At 70.6% G+C, this 18275-nt stretch carries 18 protein-coding genes and 1 pseudogene; 5 read left to right on the top strand and 14 right to left on the bottom strand.

Annotated features, from left to right (window positions below):
* Positions 1-92: 92 nt before the first annotated feature.
* The 4 genes from BM396_RS04865 to BM396_RS04850 are packed head-to-tail and all read right to left on the bottom strand — an operon-like array spanning position 93 to position 4089.
* Positions 93-521, bottom strand: a complete 429-nt coding sequence (locus BM396_RS04865) for a type II toxin-antitoxin system VapC family toxin (protein ID WP_091994704.1) — start codon at positions 519-521, stop codon at positions 93-95.
* Complete coding sequence (locus BM396_RS04860; RefSeq protein ID WP_307356114.1) at positions 518-847, bottom strand: FitA-like ribbon-helix-helix domain-containing protein; 330 nt, start codon at positions 845-847, stop codon at positions 518-520. Before BM396_RS04860 ends, BM396_RS04865 begins: the two co-directional genes overlap by 4 nt.
* A gap of 9 nt (positions 848-856) precedes the next feature.
* Entirely contained in the window at positions 857-3796 is a 2940-nt protein-coding gene (gene mobF / locus BM396_RS04855) for a MobF family relaxase (RefSeq protein ID WP_091994697.1), read from the bottom strand.
* Positions 3793-4089: a hypothetical protein gene (locus BM396_RS04850; protein WP_091994694.1), complete on the bottom strand. Its 297-nt coding sequence runs from the start codon at positions 4087-4089 to the stop codon at positions 3793-3795. Before BM396_RS04850 ends, mobF begins: the two co-directional genes overlap by 4 nt.
* Positions 4090-4316: 227 nt before the next feature.
* On the opposite strand from BM396_RS04850, the gene BM396_RS04845 reads away from it, so the two are divergent.
* The 3 genes from BM396_RS04845 to BM396_RS04835 are packed head-to-tail and all read left to right on the top strand — an operon-like array spanning position 4317 to position 6094.
* Positions 4317-4793 (top strand): hypothetical protein, encoded by a 477-nt coding sequence (locus tag BM396_RS04845; protein WP_091994692.1) that lies wholly within the window; start codon positions 4317-4319, stop codon positions 4791-4793.
* Between the two features lie 4 nt (positions 4794-4797).
* Positions 4798-5526, top strand: a complete 729-nt coding sequence (locus BM396_RS04840; RefSeq protein WP_091994689.1) for a hypothetical protein — start codon at positions 4798-4800, stop codon at positions 5524-5526.
* 4 nt (positions 5527-5530) lie between these two features.
* Positions 5531-6094: a hypothetical protein gene (locus tag BM396_RS04835; RefSeq protein WP_091994687.1), complete on the top strand. Its 564-nt coding sequence runs from the start codon at positions 5531-5533 to the stop codon at positions 6092-6094.
* An 83-nt stretch (positions 6095-6177) separates the two neighbouring features.
* On the opposite strand, the gene BM396_RS04830 is transcribed toward BM396_RS04835, so the two are convergent.
* The 5 genes from BM396_RS04830 to BM396_RS04815 all read right to left on the bottom strand — a co-directional run bounded on the left by BM396_RS04830 (position 6178) and on the right by BM396_RS04815 (position 11269).
* On the bottom strand, positions 6178-6606 hold the full coding sequence (locus BM396_RS04830) for a hypothetical protein (RefSeq protein ID WP_091994684.1): 429 nt from the start codon (positions 6604-6606) through the stop codon (positions 6178-6180).
* A 611-nt stretch (positions 6607-7217) separates the two neighbouring features.
* Entirely contained in the window at positions 7218-8402 is a 1185-nt protein-coding gene (locus tag BM396_RS04825; protein ID WP_043378755.1) for an IS91 family transposase, read from the bottom strand.
* Positions 8403-8420: 18 nt separating this feature from the next.
* Positions 8421-9329 carry a tyrosine-type recombinase/integrase gene (locus BM396_RS04820; protein WP_043378754.1) on the bottom strand — a complete coding sequence of 303 codons (909 nt, stop codon included), beginning with the start codon at positions 9327-9329 and terminating at the stop codon, positions 8421-8423.
* Positions 9330-9624: 295 nt separating this feature from the next.
* Positions 9625-9783 carry a hypothetical protein gene (locus tag BM396_RS33200; RefSeq protein WP_244538803.1) on the bottom strand — a complete coding sequence of 53 codons (159 nt, stop codon included), beginning with the start codon at positions 9781-9783 and terminating at the stop codon, positions 9625-9627.
* A gap of 76 nt (positions 9784-9859) precedes the next feature.
* Positions 9860-11269 carry an FAD-dependent monooxygenase gene (locus BM396_RS04815; RefSeq protein ID WP_244538802.1) on the bottom strand — a complete coding sequence of 470 codons (1410 nt, stop codon included), beginning with the start codon at positions 11267-11269 and terminating at the stop codon, positions 9860-9862.
* Between the two features lie 23 nt (positions 11270-11292).
* On the opposite strand from BM396_RS04815, the gene BM396_RS32640 reads away from it, so the two are divergent.
* Positions 11293-11433, top strand: a complete 141-nt coding sequence (locus BM396_RS32640; RefSeq protein WP_158713264.1) for a hypothetical protein — start codon at positions 11293-11295, stop codon at positions 11431-11433.
* On the opposite strand, the gene BM396_RS04810 is transcribed toward BM396_RS32640, so the two are convergent.
* Positions 11430-11906, bottom strand: a complete 477-nt coding sequence (locus BM396_RS04810) for a hypothetical protein (RefSeq protein ID WP_139239454.1) — start codon at positions 11904-11906, stop codon at positions 11430-11432. The genes BM396_RS32640 and BM396_RS04810 overlap by 4 nt on opposite strands.
* An 87-nt stretch (positions 11907-11993) precedes the next feature.
* On the opposite strand from BM396_RS04810, the pseudogene BM396_RS04805 reads away from it, so the two are divergent.
* Positions 11994-12320, top strand: a pseudogene (locus tag BM396_RS04805) (Y-family DNA polymerase); the annotation flags it as partial.
* A gap of 1167 nt (positions 12321-13487) precedes the next feature.
* Here BM396_RS04805 and BM396_RS04800 read toward each other — a convergent pair.
* The 4 genes from BM396_RS04800 to BM396_RS04785 all read right to left on the bottom strand — a co-directional run bounded on the left by BM396_RS04800 (position 13488) and on the right by BM396_RS04785 (position 17987).
* A complete protein-coding gene (locus BM396_RS04800; protein ID WP_043378747.1) occupies positions 13488-13745 on the bottom strand; it encodes a hypothetical protein in 258 nt (85 codons plus the stop codon).
* Between the two features lie 840 nt (positions 13746-14585).
* A complete protein-coding gene (locus BM396_RS04795) occupies positions 14586-15359 on the bottom strand; it encodes a hypothetical protein (RefSeq protein ID WP_043378744.1) in 774 nt (257 codons plus the stop codon).
* Between the two features lie 64 nt (positions 15360-15423).
* Complete coding sequence (locus BM396_RS04790) at positions 15424-15774, bottom strand: hypothetical protein (RefSeq protein WP_043378742.1); 351 nt, start codon at positions 15772-15774, stop codon at positions 15424-15426.
* A gap of 146 nt (positions 15775-15920) precedes the next feature.
* The gene (locus BM396_RS04785; RefSeq protein ID WP_043378739.1) at positions 15921-17987 is read right to left on the bottom strand and encodes a helix-turn-helix domain-containing protein; all 2067 of its coding nucleotides are present in this window, start codon (positions 17985-17987) and stop codon (positions 15921-15923) included.
* Positions 17988-18275: the final 288 nt, after the last annotated feature.

The following is an 18275-nucleotide window of genomic DNA, read 5'->3' as shown; positions in this document are numbered from 1 at the left end:
GGACTTGGCGTCAGCACCCAATCCCTAAGCCACATCAATGCTTTACGCTACGCTCGCCACCACAGATCCACTGCCCTCGTGAATAAGACGGGCTAGGCTGCGACGGCGTCCCAGGGGTTGATGACCTCAAGGCCGCAGCCCTCGAAGCCCCCCACGTCTCGCGTGGCGATGCGGAAGCCGGCCGCCGCCGTGACGGCGGCGATCAGTGCATCGAAACCCTCGATCCGAACGCCGGCCATGCGCCGTGCCGTCGCGATCCGCGCATAGTACTCGGCGGCGCGGCTGTCGAACGGAAGGATGTGTCCGGCAAACTCCTCTGAGAAGATCGCCTGGACTACCGACTCCAAGCCCTCACGGCGGCGTCCGGCCGGAAGAGTCGCGACGCCGTAGAGGATTTCTGCCCGGTTGATGCTCGTTGTGTAGAGCGATGCGCGGGGTTGCGCGGCAACCCATGCGATTACGGTCGGGTCGGGCTCCGGCCGCATCAGCTCCGAAATCACGTTGGTGTCGAGGACGATCACAGCTCGAAGCTTAGCGGCTCTCCGATCGAGATGGCCGGATGGTCGTCAAGCTCGATGCCGCCGAGGGGTGCGACCCGCCGACGGATCGCTTCTGCCAGGTTCACCGACTCGGCCGCCTCGGTGTCCAGCGTATCCGAGAGGATCGAACGCACCTCGGCTTCCATCGATCGACCGTTCCTGGCGGCCCGCATGCGAAGCCGCTCTTTCACCCCGCCGTCGAGGTTACGGATCGTGATCGTCGCGTTGGGTGCATGAGAAACCGCCATGCTCTGATTGTAAGCGTTGCTAGCGCTGCTAGCAACGAGATCGTTTTTGGTACTTTGCATCCGGCCTCCTCATCGCTCGATGTGCCGACCCCGCTCACGCTGAGACAGCGGATCGGGGCGGCCGAGGCGACGGGCAAGCTCCCCTACCAGAGCACGGGACACCCGTGCCGGTGCCTGTGTCAAACGACGCCCGTAGGCATCCACCAGCCGCCACGTCGGCACGATGAGCTGCTCGACGCCGAGCCACACCGTGGCCTCCCGCAACAGACGCGCTGCGCGCATCACGCGCGGCACGTCCAACCCTCGGCCGATGGGCTCGCGCGTTCCCAGTGATCCCTCGCGCACGAACGCGACCCGGTCGGCGGCGTAGTCGACCACGTTGATCTTCTCGCTGTAGGTCCGCGCCTCGCGGAACAGGCGCTCCAGCACCATCGCGTCGGTCGCCGGCATGCGCGCATCCTCCTGACGCTGTCGGCACAGGGCGTCGAGCCGGTCGCGCTCGACCACCACCCTGGCCTCGTGCCGGTGTCGGGTCAGGCCGACGTAGAGCTCCCGCGCGTCGGTCGCCGCCCCGACATACATCACCGCTGCGGAGGAGGTCCGGCCCTGCGCCGCGTAAGCGGTGCCGGCATAGGCGTGCACGATCCTGGGTTGAGACCGCGCCCGGCCGAACCGCGGCTGTTGCGCCAGATCTGACCACGCCACCTCCAACGCGCGACCATCCTCCAGCGTCAGGCGCAGGCGTACCGCTTCATCCGGCTCGGCCGTGATCGCCGCGACCCTGGCGCGGTTGCCGTTGCGCAGCCCGAGATGCGGCAGGCTCTCGCCGAAGCGTAAGGCGTCGCCGACTGCGAGCGCGAGCGGCGCCGGCCTGTCGTCGCGGTCGCGCGCCGGCAGGGTGACCAGGTCGGGGCCGAGGCGCCCCTCCGCCCGCAGCACGGCCCGCGCCCGGACGTTCAACGCCGCGGCGTCGGCGTTGCGCCGGGTTACGATCAGAACATCCTCGCCATGCGCCGCGCGCTGCTCGTTCCAGACCGCGAGCACGCGCGCCTGCGCGGCCTCGGCGCCGGCGACCAGTTCGATCCGGTCCCGAGTCGCGTAGGCGCGCAAGCCCGCCTCGACCTCGCCGCGTGCCATCAGCACCGAGGCGGCGCGCTGCCACTCCACGGCCTGCCGGCGGACGTGTTCGAGCACGGCGGAGCGCCCGACCACGTCGGCGACCGCCCGGAGCGCGCTCGCGCCGCCGACCGAGGCGAGCTGCCGCCGGTCGCCGATCAGCACCACCTTCGCCCCGGCCGACTGGGCTGCGCTCAGCACGGCTTCCAGGTCACGCGTCGCGACCATCCCGGCTTCATCGACCAGCACCACGGTATCAGCATCGAGCGTAGCCGGGCTGTCGAGCCTGTGGGTGGTATCCGGGCCTGCCGCCCGTGTCAGGTCGTGGCGCCAGCGCGCGATCGCCTGCGCCGGGATCCCGGTCGAATGCCCGAGCTCGTCGGCAGCCACCCACGACGGCGCGAGGCCGATCACGCGGAGGCCGGAGGCACGGGCAGCGGCGACCAGGGCGGCCGCCGTCGTGGTCTTGCCGGTCCCCGCACCGGCCTGCAGCAGCGACACCCCGTCCCGACCAGCGGCGTGACGCACGGCCTCGCCCTGCTCCGAGCTGAGGTGAGGGGCGTGCGCCAGCGCGTCCTCGACCGCCTCGGGCGTGATCCAGCTCCGCTCCAGGGGGCGATCGGCGGCGCGCAGCATCGCGGCCTCGCAGGCGGCGATGCCCGGGCTGGTCCAGCACGCGCTGGCGCCGGGCACCATCGCGGCATCGGCCAGTGGCATCAGCGTGCCGTCCCGCTCGAGCCGGGCGAGCTCCGCCGCCACGGCGTCGACCCCGAGGCCGGCGACACCGGCGATCTCCAGGGCCCGCTGGAGCAGGTCCTTGCGTGCTAGAACGCTCTCGTGCCGGAACAGGGCCGAGGCGGCACGCGCCACCGGGCCATCGCCGGGGATCTCGGGCGGGTCGAACGGGAGATCTCGTTCGCGCTCGGTGGCCATCGCCAGGGCGGGGTCGCGCTCGGGGTGACGCGCGGCCAGCCACGGATCGATCGCGCAGGCGGCGAGCTCCTCCCGCCAGCGCGCCTCCAGCTCCACCCCGGTCGGCAGCTCGTCCTTGCCCCGGCGGGTCGCCAGGGCGGCGATCTCGCGCTGGGCGCTGCTGGCCCCCGCCCCTGCATAGGCGAGGATCTGCTCCGCGCGCTTGGAGAAGGCCGCGAGCAGCGTCTCCGGCAGCCCGGCGACCTCCCACTGCCCGCGCCCGGCCTCGCGATACTGCAGGCCGAAGCGCTCGCGCAGGTCCTCGGCGAGGGCGGCCCTGTACGCGGCTCCCACCCCGAGCTGGGCCGCGTACAGACGGTCGGGCTCGATGGTCAGGTGTGTTCTTGATTTGTACCGCCCGGATCCGGCATTCTCGGGCGTACCGGCGACGTTGATCAGCACGCAGTGCGTGTGGAGGTTCGGATCGCCCTCCCGGGTCGTATAGTGGTCGAACCGGCCGACGATCAGGTCGCGCGGGCGATGCTGCTCCGTGCCGCCGGCGCCGGTCCGGACGGTGACGAGCCCCTCCGCGACGACGAAACCGAGCGCTCGCTCGACGGCAGAGCGGTGGGCGGCCTCGATCGCCGCGCGCTGCTCGGGCGTGCCGGCCATCCAAAGCACGGAAATCGACTTCCCGGGTGTCAGGGTGCAGTCGACCCCGGCCCAGTGACCGGGGCCGGCGCCGCGGACCAGCGGCTTGCCGGTGCCTGGATGGATCCCCGCACACAGGTCGCGGAACGAGGCCGCATCGATCGCAGCACCGTGGCGCACGACCGTCTCGCCGCTGCTCCACCACACCCCGCCGCCGTCTGCGAGGTAGTACTCGTCGCGTCGATCCGGCCGGGCCTCGCGCTGGCTGTCCTGCGTGTAGTACGCCGCCACCGGTGAGCCGGCACCCAGTCGGTGTAGCGAGGCGGTCACGGCACCGGATCGACGACGCCGTCGCCCTTGCGCAAGCGGCAGACCTTGGACAGATCAATGCCGGCCGTCGGCGCACCGAGTTCGCCGACGGCCTGAGCCATGTCGAGGATGGCGCCGTCGACCTGCTCCAGGCGCTCGACCAGGGTCCGGTGACGGATCGCCACCTCCAGGTGCTGGGCGATGCACGCGGCGGCCAGGCTCTCGGCGGACCAGCCACGCTCGGCCGCGGCGGCTCGCAACCGCGCGGTGAGCGCCGCCTCCAGGGTCACGGTGAGCTTGACCTCCTGGGTCATCGGCGTACCTGCTGCGCGTGGATCGGGTCGGCAGCCGTGGCACGGTCGAGGCGGTCGGGCGAGGCCCACGCCGCCGTGCGGTTAACGCTGGGTCACTTCAGTGCGTGAGGTGTGACCCATCTCGACCATGGTCTTTTAACGGCAAACGCAACGGCAAAGGCTGGCAGCCCTGGCAAGCGCTCTGGGCCAAGCCACCGTTAACCCCGGGTCGGGCAACCCTCCCGGCCATGACCCTCGATCCCAAGCGCCTCGCCCGGGACGCCAAGCGCGTCCAGGCCACGCGTCCCGCCGGCGGCATCGGCCGGGAGACCACCGGCGTGACCCGCGCCGTGCGCGACGGCCTGCCGATGATCCGACAACTGCGCGAGGGCGGTATCACCTGGGCCGCCATCGCCGCGGCGATGAGCGCCCAGGGCGTCACCCAGGGTGCCGGTCGCCCCCTGACCGCGTCCCGGCTCACCGCCATCGTCGGACAGGTCGAGGCGCAGCTGCGTCGACAGGCCGAGCAGGCCACCGCACGTCGCGGTCGCGCCGATCTCGCTGCTCCTCAGCCCGCGCGCACCGACCTCACTGCCGCCCCAGCGCTGATCGCACCGGTCCCGCCCGCTTCGCCGCCCGCTCCCGACAGTACCGCGCACGCCAGCGAAGAGGCGATCCGGCGCGCCGGCCTCGACGCCCTGCACAAGCTCCTGAAGAAGGCCTGACCTGATGCCGCGTATCCTCCTCGTCGCCCAGGATAAGGGTGGCTCCGGTAAGACCGTCCTTGTGCGCGCGCTCGCCGAATGCCTGCCCACCGCCCGCCTGATCGAGATCGAGGCCGGCCGCCGCTTGGTCGAACTCGACGACCGACTCGCGTTTTTCCCGGTTCGCGCCGAACGCGGTGAGATCGACCGCACCGGCGGCCAGGCCGCACGCGCCGAATTCGACGGCGTGCTCAACGCCATGGCCGCGGCCGAGGGGCCGGTGATCGTCGATGTCGGGGCCAACACCGCCGGCTCGCTCCTGCCGCTGATCCGCGAGGCGGGCGGGCGCTACGGCCGGCGTGGCATCACGTTCGCCCTGCTCGTCGTGGTCACCAGCGAGCCCGGCGCCCTGGCCAACGCCCCGATGCTGCTCGACCTCGCAGCACCGTTCGCGGCCGCCCGGTTCGCGGTCGAGAACCAGGTCGAGGGCCCGGTCGACCCGGCCGCCCTGAAGGCGCTCGGCAAAGGCGTCACCCTGACCCGGCTGGAGCGGCTCAGCCTCGACGCGCGCGCCAACGAGCTCCTGCAGAAGGGCGGCTTGCGGTTCATCGGCGAGGACCTCGCCGGGGCCGAGGATAACCTCATTACGCAATTCGGTTTCGCCGAGGCCGGCCGCATCGTCGAGGATCTCACCCGTTTCCGCGCCAAGGCGATGGCGGCTACCGCCCCGGCCGCGGCGTGGTTGGAGGGCTGAACCCGTGGCCCGCATCGTGGATGCTCGCTTACGCGGTGCCGAGGAGGCCGAACGCGCCGCCGCGCGTCGGGTCGGACAGAACAGCCGAGTGCGGCTGACCGAACTGCTGCGGCTCGCGCCGCGCGAGCGCATGGCCCATCTCGAAGACGCGGCCCTGATCGGCCCCGACCGGGTCAGACTGCGCCGCTCGATCCAGGCCGCCTTCGCCAAACCCCGGCGCCGATGGTGGCCGCGTGGCCGGATCCTCGCGCGCGGGCGCCGCCTTGGCATCGCGCTGCTGCGCGGTGCCCTTCATCCGGCCGTGCTCGCCCTCTTGGTGATCGCGGGAGGCTGGTTCGAGCTCGCCCGCCGGGCGACGCCCCGGATCGAACGCTCAGTGTATCCGCTGACCGCCATCCTCTCGCGACCGGATGGCTTCAGGATGACCTACACGCTCCCGGCCAATACCTGGGTCCCGGTCGAACGCCTGGAAGGCGACCTCGCCTGGGTCCGAGTGTGGAATGAAAAGCAAGGCTACCTGTACGGCGCGGTCTGGCGCGCCGGCCTCGACCTGTCGCCCGCGCGCTGATCGGATCGGGGAGGCGCGGACCCGCCCTCTCACATCGCCTCAAACGCACCCCAGGGGTCGGGTGTCTCCTGGCCGATCCGCGCTCAGGCATAGGGTCCCCGAAACAGGTCGCCGAGCGCCTTGCGCCGGAACAGCGTGGCCCACCGGCGTCGGCGATGCTCGGGGCGATCGTGGATCATGTGGCACCGCTGACAGAACGCCGCGAGGTTGGCCCCGACGTTGTTCGCCGTGTCGTGGTCGCGGTGGGCTGCGGCTAGGACCACCCGGGTCCGACGCACACGCCCGAGGATGTCCACGGATCCGGGCGCGCGGCGCACGCGCCGCCCGTTTCCGTCCCTCCAGGACGCCGCCTCCCCGTCCCACCAACAGCCATCGCCGAGGTGGGCCACGCGCTGCCCATGCGGCCTGCCGCAACACTCGCAGCGCCCTCCGGCACGGTCGAACCGGATCACGCGGGAGAGCTGTGGCCAATCGATCGGATAGAAGAAGCGGTGCTCGCGCCTGATCGGCATGGTGCAGGTCGAGGACAAGACGTCGAAGCCTGACCGTAGAACGGAACCGGTCGCGGGCCCAGGGGTCCGCTTACGTGGCTGAACCCGGTGTCATTCACCTGACGGCCCAGATCTTGGACCACGATCAGAGCTCCACTTGAGCGCTACCGGCTTGGGGCATCGCAGAGGATGTCCGAAAACGTATGCTCACCGCCGACGCCTATGCCGGTCGCCAGCCCCGTGATCAGTGTCACAGATGGTGGGCACCGGACCTTAGTCTTCTATCAGGAAGCAGACGTTCCGTTTGCGTGAAGAGTTTCGGGCGCCGTGAGGCGTACGAAAGTCTCCGAAGAAGGAACCCGCGGGGACCGAGGCGCTCAGCTATGGGGATTGGTCGTTTCGGCCCGATGGCGGGGTGTCTGTCGGTGGCCAGCGCGTGACCGTGTCCCGGCCCGCACGTGGCGGCTGAGGCCGATCCGTTGCCCGCCAGGATCGCATTGTGAGGCCGAGGCGGGGGGCATACCCGGGCGGGGATGGCTGACCACGGGGTCGTCGGCCGGCACAGGCGCACGACGGTCCATGGCCTGTGGCGTGGTGCTCGCAGCAGGCGACGGGCCTCAGGGCGGGCCGGGTCACGTGGCCCTCATCCGGGTTGAAGCCGAGGCGGTCGGCGGACCTCGCGGCTGCTGGAAGCGGCCGAAGATCTCGACGACCGTCATGCGCCCACCGCAGCACGGGCACGGGGCGAGCCAATCGGATGGCTGCGCTGCCTCAGCCGGGGTGATCGGCGGTGCGGCGGCCAGCAGGTCGCGGATGCGGGCGAGATTGGCGCGGCGGGTAGCGCTGGCGAGCAGGCCGTAGTGGCGGATGCGGTGGAAGCCCTTGGGCAGGACGTGCAGGAGGAAGCGCCGGATGAACTCGTCCGCGGCCAGCGTCAGGACACCGTAGCGCTCCGGCCCGTCGCGGCGATAGTCCTTGATGCGGAAGGTGACGCCGGCCGCGTCGAAGCCGACGAGCCGCCGGTTCGAGATGGCGACGCGGTGGGTGTAGCGCGACAGGTAGGCGAGCACCGCCGCGGGTCCGGCAAACGGCGGCTTGGCGTAGACGACCCAGCGCTTGGTTCGGATCGGCGCGAGATGGCGCAGGAAGGCGCGGCGCTCGGCCAGGGGCGTCAGGCGTCCGAAGAAAGCGAGCCGTCCAGACGCGTGCAGGGCGGTCAGTCCGGCCAGGAACAGGCGGCGGAACAGCTTGGCGAGGACGCGCACCGGTAGCAGGAAGCCGGGCTTTGCTGAGATCCAGCGGGTCCCGTCGCGCGAGAGGCCGCCGCCGGGCACGATCATGTGGACGTGCGGATGGTGGGTCAGCGCCGAGCCCCAGGTGTGGAGGACGGCGGTCAGCCCGATGCGGGCACCGAGATGCTTCGGGTCGGCGGCGATGGTCAGCATCGTCTCGGAGGCTGCCCGGAACAGCAGGTCGTAGACGGTGGCCTTGTTCTGGAAGGCGATCTGCGCGAGCTCGGCGGGCAAGGTGAACACGACGTGGAAGTAGCCGACCGGCAGGAGGTCGGCCTCGCGCGCAGCCAGCCACGTGCGGGCCGCCGCGCCCTGGCATTTGGGGCAGTGCCGGTCGCGGCAGGAGTTGTAGGCGATGCGCGTGTGCCCGCAGCCGTCGCAGGCCTCGACATGGCCGCCCAGCGCGGCGGTGCGGCAGGTCTCGATCGCCGTCATGACCTTGCGCTGGTGCAGGCTCAGGTGCCCGGCCCGGGCGGCGCGGTAGGCCGGCCCGGCGGCGCGGAAGACGTCGGCGACCTCCAGCACGGGGGTCGGCCCGGCGCGTCAACTGCCGGCCGCACGCTCCCCGGCCTCGAACAGGCCGAGCCGATCGAGGGGACTGGTCACGGTGCGCACCGTGCGGGTGGCGACCTTGGTGTAGAAGGCGGTGTTGTCGAGCTTGGCGTGGCCGAGCAGGACCTGGATCACGCGGATATCGGTGCCGTCCTCCAGGAGGTGGGTGGCGAAGCTGTGGCGCAGGGTGTGCGGGCCGACGCGCTTGGCGATGCCGGCGACCCGTGCGGCCTCGACGACGACCCGGTGTAGTTGCCGGGTGCTGATCGGCTTGAGGGCGTGCTGGCCGGGGAACAGCCAGCCGCCGCCCAGCATCACGCCCTGCTGGCGGCCGGCCCGCCACCACAGGCGCAGCAGGGCCAGCAGATCCGCCGAGAGCAGGGCGTTGCGGTACCGCCCGCCCTTGCCCCGTTCGACCCGGATCAGCATGCGCGCACTGTCGATGTCCGTGACCTTCAGCGCTGCGACCTCGGCCACGCGCAGGCCGGCGCCGTAGGCCACGGCCAGGGCCGCCCGGTGCTTGAGGCAGGTCGTGGCGGCGAGCAGGCGGGTGACCTCCGCGCGGCTGAGGACGACGGGCAGCGTGCGCGGATAGGCCAGACGGACGAGCCGGTGCGCCAGATCCGGGCGGTCGAGGGCGTGGGTGAAGAAGAAGCGCAGGGCCGAGACGATACTGTTGAGGGTCGGCACCGGCACGCCGGCCTCGCGCTGTTCGACCTGGAAGCGGCGCAGATCCTCCGCGGTGGCCGTGTCGAGCCTGCGTCCGAGGAAGGTGGCCAAACGGCCGACGTCGCGCAGGTAATTGCGCTGGGTCTCGTGCGAGAACCGGCGCAGGCCCATCTCCTCGATCAGGCGTTGGTGCAGCGGGCTGATCACGGGGGCGGGAAGCAGATCGTGCATCGTGGGGCTCCTCGGATGAAGGAGCCGCGATGCTCGGCCCGCCGCCGACAGGCCTCAACGACGCGCGACGGTCCGGGTGCTACCGCGACTTCACCACCCGCGCCCTCCCGCGCAGCGGGTTCGTTCTACGACCCAACGCGGCCGCTCATGTCGCCAACGACGCCGCCCGAAAGCGGCCTTTCGTCAGCCTGATGATTTCGGCAGGGGGGCGCGAAGCCAACCGTTCCCCGGAAGTCACATTCCTGTTCACCGCACGAGCGATTGCGGGCGAGAAGCGGCTATCGCGCCGTTTGGCTTACGGCATGAAGGTCCGCCAGCTATATGCGGTCAGGCGCTCGGGTCGGTCGGCCGCGCCGCGATAGGCGATATGCCCATCCGGACGCACAAGCACGAGGGCGGATTGGCCTTCCACGCCGTAGGCGTGGTGGGCCTTGCCGTCGAGGTCCGACAACACCGGCGCCCCTTCCGCCTCCGAAACAGGACCCGCCAGGACGAGACGGGGTCGCACCCAGCCCCACGGGGCGACGGCCTCAATGGCGGCGCGCAGCGAAGCGCCGGCTTCCGGGGTCCGCCCGTCGAAGCACACCAAGGCCCAGCCCGTCGTGACGCCGTCCGGATTGTAGATGAACGGGAAGAGCGACGTCGTCCGGCCGTTGACCGTTACCTCGGCCTCTGGGGACCCGCTCACCGGCCTTCGGTCCGCGCTGGAGGAGATGGGTCACACCCGAGAGATGGTCCTCGTTGAGCGGGCTCTTCGGGTAGCTGACCGAGAGCTGCTGCAGGTCGTCCGTACCCTGTAGGAGGGCGCCGATGCCGGGCACCACCTTGTCAGCCAGCCCGAGGGCCGCATCCGTGACGGGTCCCCGGTAAACGGTGCGGCGGAAGCCCTTCGCCTGTTGTTCGCTGAGCTTGGCGTGCTCGCCGCCGCGCTCGGCATCGTAGGATTCGAGAACGACGGGGGCCGCCTCACCGCGTAGCACCGCCGCGAGCCGCCACGCGATCTCGACGGCATCATGCAGGCCGGCATTCATGCCCTGGCCGCCGATGGGCAGGGACAGGTGCCCGGCATCGCCGGCCAGGAACACCCGGCCGCGGGCGTATCCCGGCGAGACGCCGTACTGGAAGCGGCTGTGAGTCAGCCATTGCGGGTCGGTCAGCGTCAGGGTCTCGTCGCCCGTGACTTCCCGGGCCACGGCCTGGATCTCGTCGAGCGTCGGATCGCGGTCCGGCACGCCCGCATCGTCGGCCAGGAAGAACAGCCGGTGATAGCCGCCCCAGACCGGCATCACGCCGCAGAAGCCGCGCTCGCAGTAGAAGAACCAGAGCTGGTCGGGCTCCAGCGAAGGCCGCCAGGACAGCTTGGCGTCGACCTGACGGTTCATCCGGCCCTCGAACCGCTCGGGCTCGAAATCGAGGTCGAGCAGCGGGCGCACCGTGCTCTTGGCGCCGTCGACCGCGATGAGGTAGCGGCAGCGCAGGCGTTCTTCCGGCCCGTCGTCGCCGCGCCTAACCGTGACGGTCACACCGTCGCCGTCTTGAGCGACCGACACCACTTTGCCGCCGCGCTGCATCCGGCCGCCGCGCTCTCCGTAGGTTTCGATCAGGGTCGTCTCGATGACGTCCTGCCTGCTGTAGAGGACCTGCGGGTGGGGGCTGGTGACGTCGTCGATCCGGATCGGCGTCGTCGCCGTGCCGTTCATGAAGAAGTTCACCAACCGGACCGGGTAGGCGTGCTCAGCGATGGCATCGCGCAGGCCGACGGAGGCCAGGAGCTCCTGCGGCCGTGCCCAGAGGTTGTTGGCCCGGGAATACGCCCGAACCTCGGTCCGCTCCTCCAGGATCAGGCAATTTACCCCGTGGTGGCGCAGGGCGCATCCCGCGGTCAGGCCGACGGGACCGGCGCCGACGACGATGACCTCGGCGTCGTAATGTGAGCCCATCCGTTCCCCAGCCCGAGGCTCCCTTGCCATCTGAAGCGTCGTGCGACGTCGGCGTCGACGGGTGGGATTTCCGGCCTGTCTCGATGCACAAGATCCTCTATGCCATGGCCATCTGCGACGTCTGGCCGGAGGAGCTCCAGGGCAGCGAGGAGGCTGGGGGCTAGCTGAGGTCAGCCATCGCGTCGAGATCCTCGCCCTCGGGTGAGTTTGTCAGCTCATTTTCGATGAGCTCCTGCCGCTTCCGACGCATCCACTCGAAATGCTCGATATTCGCGTCGGCGGCCGCCTGTAGGCCGGTCGAAGCGCGAATATAGCCGTAATGACCGGGAGGCCCGAATAGCAGCCAGGGGCGGTACTTACAGTGCAACTTTGTCGTCACCCTACCCGAGAGCCACGGGCCATACCGAAACCTACAGGCGAGCCAGAGGCGATCCGTATCCGTACCAGGAATGACGAGCTCCCAGGCGTGGAGGTAGGCAGGATCGGCGCGCTCAAACTCACGCATGAGGTACGCCGCCTTATAGTGGTTTATCCAGTTCTCATGCCTACGGGGATCGCCGCACAACGTCGCCTTGATTTTCATGCCGTCTATGACGATCGACAGGTTGCGCGGCGGCGCGCACGGTACTCTGGCCATCGACCTCTCCCTATGCAGGCGACGATCGTACCAGGGCCGCCTGAATCGTAGGTTCGGATTTACCTGAAATTTTACCGGGCCCGTTAACTGTACGGGGACATGTCGGCGCGCGTGAACGAGGTCTACGAGCGGTTTAGCCCCCGCATCGAGGACTACTCCATCGACGAGAGCTTCCTCGACCTCACGGACGTGCGGCAGGCCGACAGGATGCCGCTCGCACGCGACATGCGTGCGACGGTTCAGGCCTGGACCGGCATCCCGAACTGCGTGGGCATCGGGCCGACCAAGACGCTGGCCAAGCTCGCCAACCACGTCGCGAAGAAGGTTCCGGAACTCGAAGGCGTTTGCGACCTGACCGACCCGGTCCAGTACGCCCACTGGATGGCGCGCATTGAGCCCGGCGAGATCTGGGGGAGCCTGCGCGTGCGCCTGGGCCATCTGTCCATGGCGGTGCTGGGCTTCGTGATCCGCGTGGCAGCCGGAACGCGCCCGCTAGGGATGCCGGCGTCAGAATAGGGCCTCGACCGCAAGGATCTCGTCGCCGCGATCCGCGTCGCCGACACGGCATCGGCGGCGGTCAGGAGGCTGGAGGAGGTCGTTCAAGCCAGGACGCTCCCGTCCGGCGACCAGTACGAGGTGCCCCTCGTCGAGGATCTGGTCGAATACGGGGATGCGGGCTCGTAGCCCCGTCAGATCGTCGCGAGCGTTGAGGTCTAACGCCGGGGCGAGGGATCGTGGCCGGTCGGGAGCCTCACCGCGTGCCTGACCAGTCGGCCCGGCTTAGGCAAGACTACGCTCCTAAGAAGCCTAGGTGAGATTGGAGGTTAAGTGATCAGGGGATGGGCTCTTCGGGCGGCCCGCCCTCGTCGGTGTCGGGCGGCGTCCGCTTGAGATGTGCGATGCGGCTTGTGCGCAGGGCTTTGGGGGCAGAGTGAAGAGCAGTCGGGTGGCTGAGTAGTTCGCCCAGCTCGATTAGCCGTCCGGCCAAGTCGCGTTGGCCGCGAGTAGCCAGTCCGCGCGCCCGGGCGGCGACCCAGGCAGGAATGGGTCGTTTTTCGGCGCACCATGCGCTCACATGAGAGACCTGAGCGCGGTGGTCGTCGTCCGAGAGCGCCTCCGCGAGGGAAGTCGCGAACCGAGGTCCGTAGAGGAGCTCGCCGAGGCGGGTCAGGGTCTTAGGGGTCATGACGTTCTGCATTGGAAGGTCGGAGTGAGCCGGACCTTGAAGGTATCGCCCGAGAGCTCAAGCGGCGGGCGGCACGATGTAGCCGCCAAATCCAGCCGGCCGCGTCGGCGCCGGGGACTGTATCCCGACGTCTGCCGGCAAGCTGGCTGAACGAGATTGGCTGGCATTCCAGGAACAATATCACCTCGTCGAGTGCGGCGAGGTCGAGGTCGGGAAGGTCGAAGTCCGCCGCTTAGGGCGGAGCGTAGCCGGATGGCGATGTGCTGGGTCATCGAAATGGATCCGGGCGGCAGCACAGGTGCGAGGTCCGGGGCATGGATGCCCCGGCGTCTGTCTTAGAGCGGAAGGGGCCGTCTTGGTCCAGCGAAGCGCAGAGCCGTCTTAACCTCTGCCTATCAGCGAAGTTGGTGCCAGTTGAAGCCACGGGCGCGCATTGCACTGACGATCAACTTCTCGCGAAGGTCGGCAAGCATGCCATCCACCTCGTCGATCACCTCCCCGATCACCACCTGCGCCTCGGCCGCTTCTCGTTCGAGATACGCGTTCAGAGCGGCGTCACTCGCATACTCGTTACGCTCTTGCGCCTCCGCCTCTTCGTCCGACAGGGGGCCAGCGCCCAGCATGTTGCCCGTATCCGGGTCGATGCACCTCATCGTCTCTGTTCCTTTCAGTGTGGCAGCCCGTTGGGTGGGTGAAAATTATTACCAGAATTTTCGTTCTGCATCTTTGTTTGTGGCTGGGTATGGTAAATTTTAATACCAGAACGATTGGCTGCTTATTTTGGCTTTGGCCCTGGGTCGGTCGACCACCTTTCATGCCTCGGTCTTCATAGACCGCGCCGCGTCCCGACTGGACGAGCGGCACCCGGCGCGCCGGGGTGTGGGCGGGCTGCCCTCATTGGCCGGGGCGCCTGCCCGGAGATGTGGATTCCCGGGATGGGGGCGCGCCTGGAGGGCGGCGGGATCCCCGGGGCGCGGGCGCCGGCTGGCCCGGGGGGATGCTGATGCTGGCGGGGATCGGGGCGATGCCCGAACGGTGAGAGCGTGCGATGGCGAAACAACCCGACACCCTGGGGGTATATCGACCCGGCGGGCGAGGCCCTGGGGCGGCGCACAGCCCCTCGCGCAGGCGCGCGCGTACAAATACCCATCCACCACCCGGCACGGCCTGGCGGGCATCCTGGGGCCTCGGCCCATCGGTGTCCCGATCCGATAGGCGGGCCGACCCCGGCATGGGCGCGCCGGACCGATGGGCTGGTTGCAGGCCGGCGTCGTGTCGCGCCCCATGCGCCCCACGGGCAGGCATGGGGATCCATGGGGCCTGGATGGGGGCGCGTGGAGCCCGGCGAAGGGGCTGTCGTGCCCCATCCCATGCCCATGGCGTGCCCATGGGGCCGTGGCCGGTCATGGCCTGGTATCAAGGGGTTAGGCGGCACGCGTCGGGGGCGGCCGGCCCATGGGCGGCCCATGGGGGTCCATGGGCTCTGGATGGGGTCAGCGGCCGGACAGGCCCCGGTCCGAGAGGATCCTGCCGAGGCGCTGCCGCACGGCCTCATCGAACCGGATGGGCAGGTCCTCGTAGGCGCGGGCGACGATGCCTTGGAAGTCGAACCTGGGCCGCCTGTATTCCTCGTGCTTGTAGGCGGCCACGAGCAGGCGCGGGGCGGAGAGGTTGTGGACCTGCCTCACGCCACGCCGGCGCAGGCCGGTCGCCTTCGTACGCTCGGGACGCTCCCAGATGCCCTGCGTGCCCCATAGGGGGGTGAAGAACACGCCCCGGCGCTTGGCGTCCCTCGCCTTCGTCGTGCGGTGCACGGCCTTGCCCTGGGCCTTGGGGCTGGCCCGGCGGGACAGGCCTTGCAGGACGTTGCGGCGCAGCCCCCCGGAGGCAGGGTCTATGAGCTCCGGGGCGACGGGGAGGAACAGCCAGGTCTGGCCCGGGCCGATGTCGCCCGGGACGCGCGTCCCCCCCATGATCTGGTACTTGTAGAAGGCTGACTGGCGGTCCCGGATGTAGATGCGGGCTGTCAGGTCGCCGTTGAGGCGCGTGCGCGTGTACCCGAAGGCCTGCTGGACGGCGAAGGGGACGGGCCGGTCGAAGACCCGCTTGGCCTCATCCCGGAGGGCATCGCGGGCCGCGAACACCGTGCCGTTGAGCGCATAGGAGGCCGCGTACGGGATCACGTCCTTGGCGAACCCCTGGAGCTGGCGGGCCCAGGAGGTCGTGCCGACGTTGAACCGGAGCTCGACTAGGGGACGGTCAGACATGCCGGGAAGCGTGCCGGCGTGCGCGGGACCGGACTAGGGATGGGTATTGAGCACCCACCCCCTGTCAGTCCTGCCGGGGCGCGAGACGGTCGGCCAGGGCCGCGTGGATGGCTTCGCGCCGGAGGACAACTCCTCCATGCGTCCTGCCCCTGAGCGCTCGTGCGGCGCCCGTGAGGATGTCCGCGAGGTCGACATGCCTGCGTACCGCCCCTTGGCCTGCAGGGGCCACGAGAGCCTCCCTGAGGGCGTCGACGATGGCCGCGTCAAGCTGGCGGGGGTCGGGCGCGCCGCGGTCCCTGAGGGCCTGGCGCTCGTCGCGCTTGCGCTTTCTGTCGGCATCGCGACGGGCGGCCCGGGAGGACAGGACCGGGGCGGGGGAGGCCGTGGACATCGAGGGGGACGGGGACGGGATCATGGGGCCGATCCTGCCGTCGCCCCTGGCAAGGGACCAGGGCCCTGAAACGACGACACCCCGCCCGGAATGCCCGGAGCGGGGTGTGTGTCCTGGCGGACATTGTGGTGCAACGCGGCCAGTCCCGGACGGCTCGCGCCGCCCATGCCTCAATGTAGACGGGTCGCGGGCGAGGGACAATGCCCCAGCATACGTAGGGGGCGGCGGGGACGGGGCGCCGGCTTCGCCTTGGCCTTCGGGGCAGGCCGCAGCCCCCTCGTCTGCGTGCCGCTCTCGACCTCGCCCTGCAGGATCCACAGGGCGAACATGAGGGCCTCTCTCCTGTTCGTGGAGGGGCTGGAGCGACCCTCCACGGTCGGCGTGGCAAGGTGGTGCCAGTACAGCGCCTGGAGCCTGTCGGCGTGCTGGAAGGCTTTCTGGGCCCCCGGCAAGGGGTAGTCCGCGGCGAACAGGGGGTACAGCCGTGCCAGCTCGGGGTCGGTGTCAGCCTTGATCCAGGCCGGGATGGGCTCAGGGTCGGCGGCGGGGGCAGGCAGGGCCTGGGCGGCGGGCGGGCTCACAGGCGAGGCTACGCCAACTGATAGAGTCCGTAACGGAACTGAGACGGTGTCGACGGCCTCGGAGAGGGGGGCGGGAGCCTCGGGGTACGCCTTGAGCGCCCGGTAGACCGTGGCCCTGGAGCAGTCCAGCAGCGCGGCGATCTCGGCGACAGGCAGGTCGGCCGCCGTCGAGATCTCGCGGGCGAGACGCGCCACCTCGGACAGCGTGACGGCATGCTGCCCGCGGGCGACGGCCCCGGCGCGACGCCGGGCGTGCTTCATCCTCTCGGCCGCGGTCATCGACACGCGGGCGTCGGTGCCGGGGATCAGGCGGGACAGTCCGGCCTCGCGGGCCAGCGCCTCGGTCAGCCCGAGCTCCATCATGATCGTGTCGTCGCGGTGCCAGTAGAGCGGGCTCACCTGCCGGCCCCGGTACTCGACCGTCTCGCCCGCCTCATGCCGGCGCAGGCGCTGCTCCACGGGCCGCAGGGCAGTGCGCAAGGCCTTCTCGGAGAGCCCGACGAGCGGGGCGAGCTCGGCCGCCCACGAGGCCGCGTCGCCGCCCATGCCGGCCCTCGCACGCGCGCACGAGATGTGATGAGCCATCAGGGTCCGGATCCGCATGGCCTCCAGGCGCTCGGGCCCGAGGTGCAGGGCGAGCCGCATGAGATCCTGCTCGATGGCGGCGTGCCGGCCGTACGCGATCCGGACGCGGCGCTCGGCGACCGGCCGGCCCTCGGCCTCGGCGCGGGCCCGGCGGGCCTCCCGGTCGGCGTCGCGCTCCGCGAGGTACGCCTCGGTCTCGGCGCGGGTGTAGGGCAGGACCGCATCGGCGAAGGGCTCGAAATCCTGGCGCTCCACGTCCGCCCAAGAATCCGGCCACACGAGCCTGACGCGCTCGCCAGACTTGGGGTTGATGGATCCGGCGACCCGGTGGACACGGGCGAGGTCGCCGACGGCGCGGTCGAGGTCCAGGCCCTCCCACAGGCCGGCCATGGCGGCCGCCTTCGCCCTGACGCGGTCGCTGCCGGCCCCGCGGCCGGTCGTGACGGCCTCGCCCCAGAATGACCGCAGGGCGCGGCGGACGCGCCCCTTCACGCTCGGGGGCAGCGGGGTCTCGGACAGCCAGACGAGCCAGAGGCCGCGGCCGGAGTGGAGCACGTACGACGGGCGCGGCACGCCGGCGTCGTCGAGGCGCTGCAGGACGATGCCGGCGACGATCTCGGGGGGCAGGCCGCGGAAGGGGGACGTGGGCCCGATCTCAAGGTCGGCCCACGCGAAGGCGTTGAGGCTGGCGATGTCGTCGCCGCGGCGAGCGCCGTGGAACCGCTGGAGGCTGACGAACCCGGCCGTGGCCGCGTCGGCCGACGTCGCCAGCTCGCGGCCGCGGAGCGCGACGCTGCCGTCGAACTCCGGGCTCAGGAGCACGGCGTTCCCGCGGGAGCGGGCCGGATGCAGGATGGCGAGATGCGCCGCCCGGGCGGCCAGGGCCACGCGCTCGGCGGCCGCCTTGGCATCGGGCACGGCCGGGCGCGCCGGGACGGCCGCCGCGCGCCGGGACGTTGCGCGCTGGACTGCGGCCTTCGCGGAACGCGCGCGAAGCTCGGCCGAGAGGGCGCTCTCGTCGAGCATGAAGTCCGGGATCTCGGGGATGACGTAGTCGGCGAGGGGCTGCATGCTCTGTCCGGGACGAAGGCCGCCGCGGGGCACCACACCCGTCGACAAGAATAGATTTGACCGTCCGGCCGCCTGGCACAAGCCCGGCCGCGCCGGCGCGAAGGTCCTCGGTTAACGCCGCCCAGGCCGCCGATCCGGCCCGCCCCGAGGCCCATCCGCCTGGCTCGCCCGCGCCCCTGGAAGCCCGCCGCGGCCCCGCACCGGGCTGATCCGGCGACTCCGCGCGACCGACGCCGAGACCCCTCGCCAGCCCGATCCTGGGGCATCGCCGGTGCGTGAACGCGAAAC

Origin of the sequence: Methylobacterium sp. UNCCL125 (assembly GCF_900116795.1) — a bacterium.
GTDB classification, from domain to species: Bacteria; Pseudomonadota; Alphaproteobacteria; order Rhizobiales; family Beijerinckiaceae; genus Methylobacterium; species Methylobacterium fujisawaense.
Note: the sequence above shows the minus strand (reverse complement) of the source record. Positions and strands in the feature narration are given on the sequence as shown.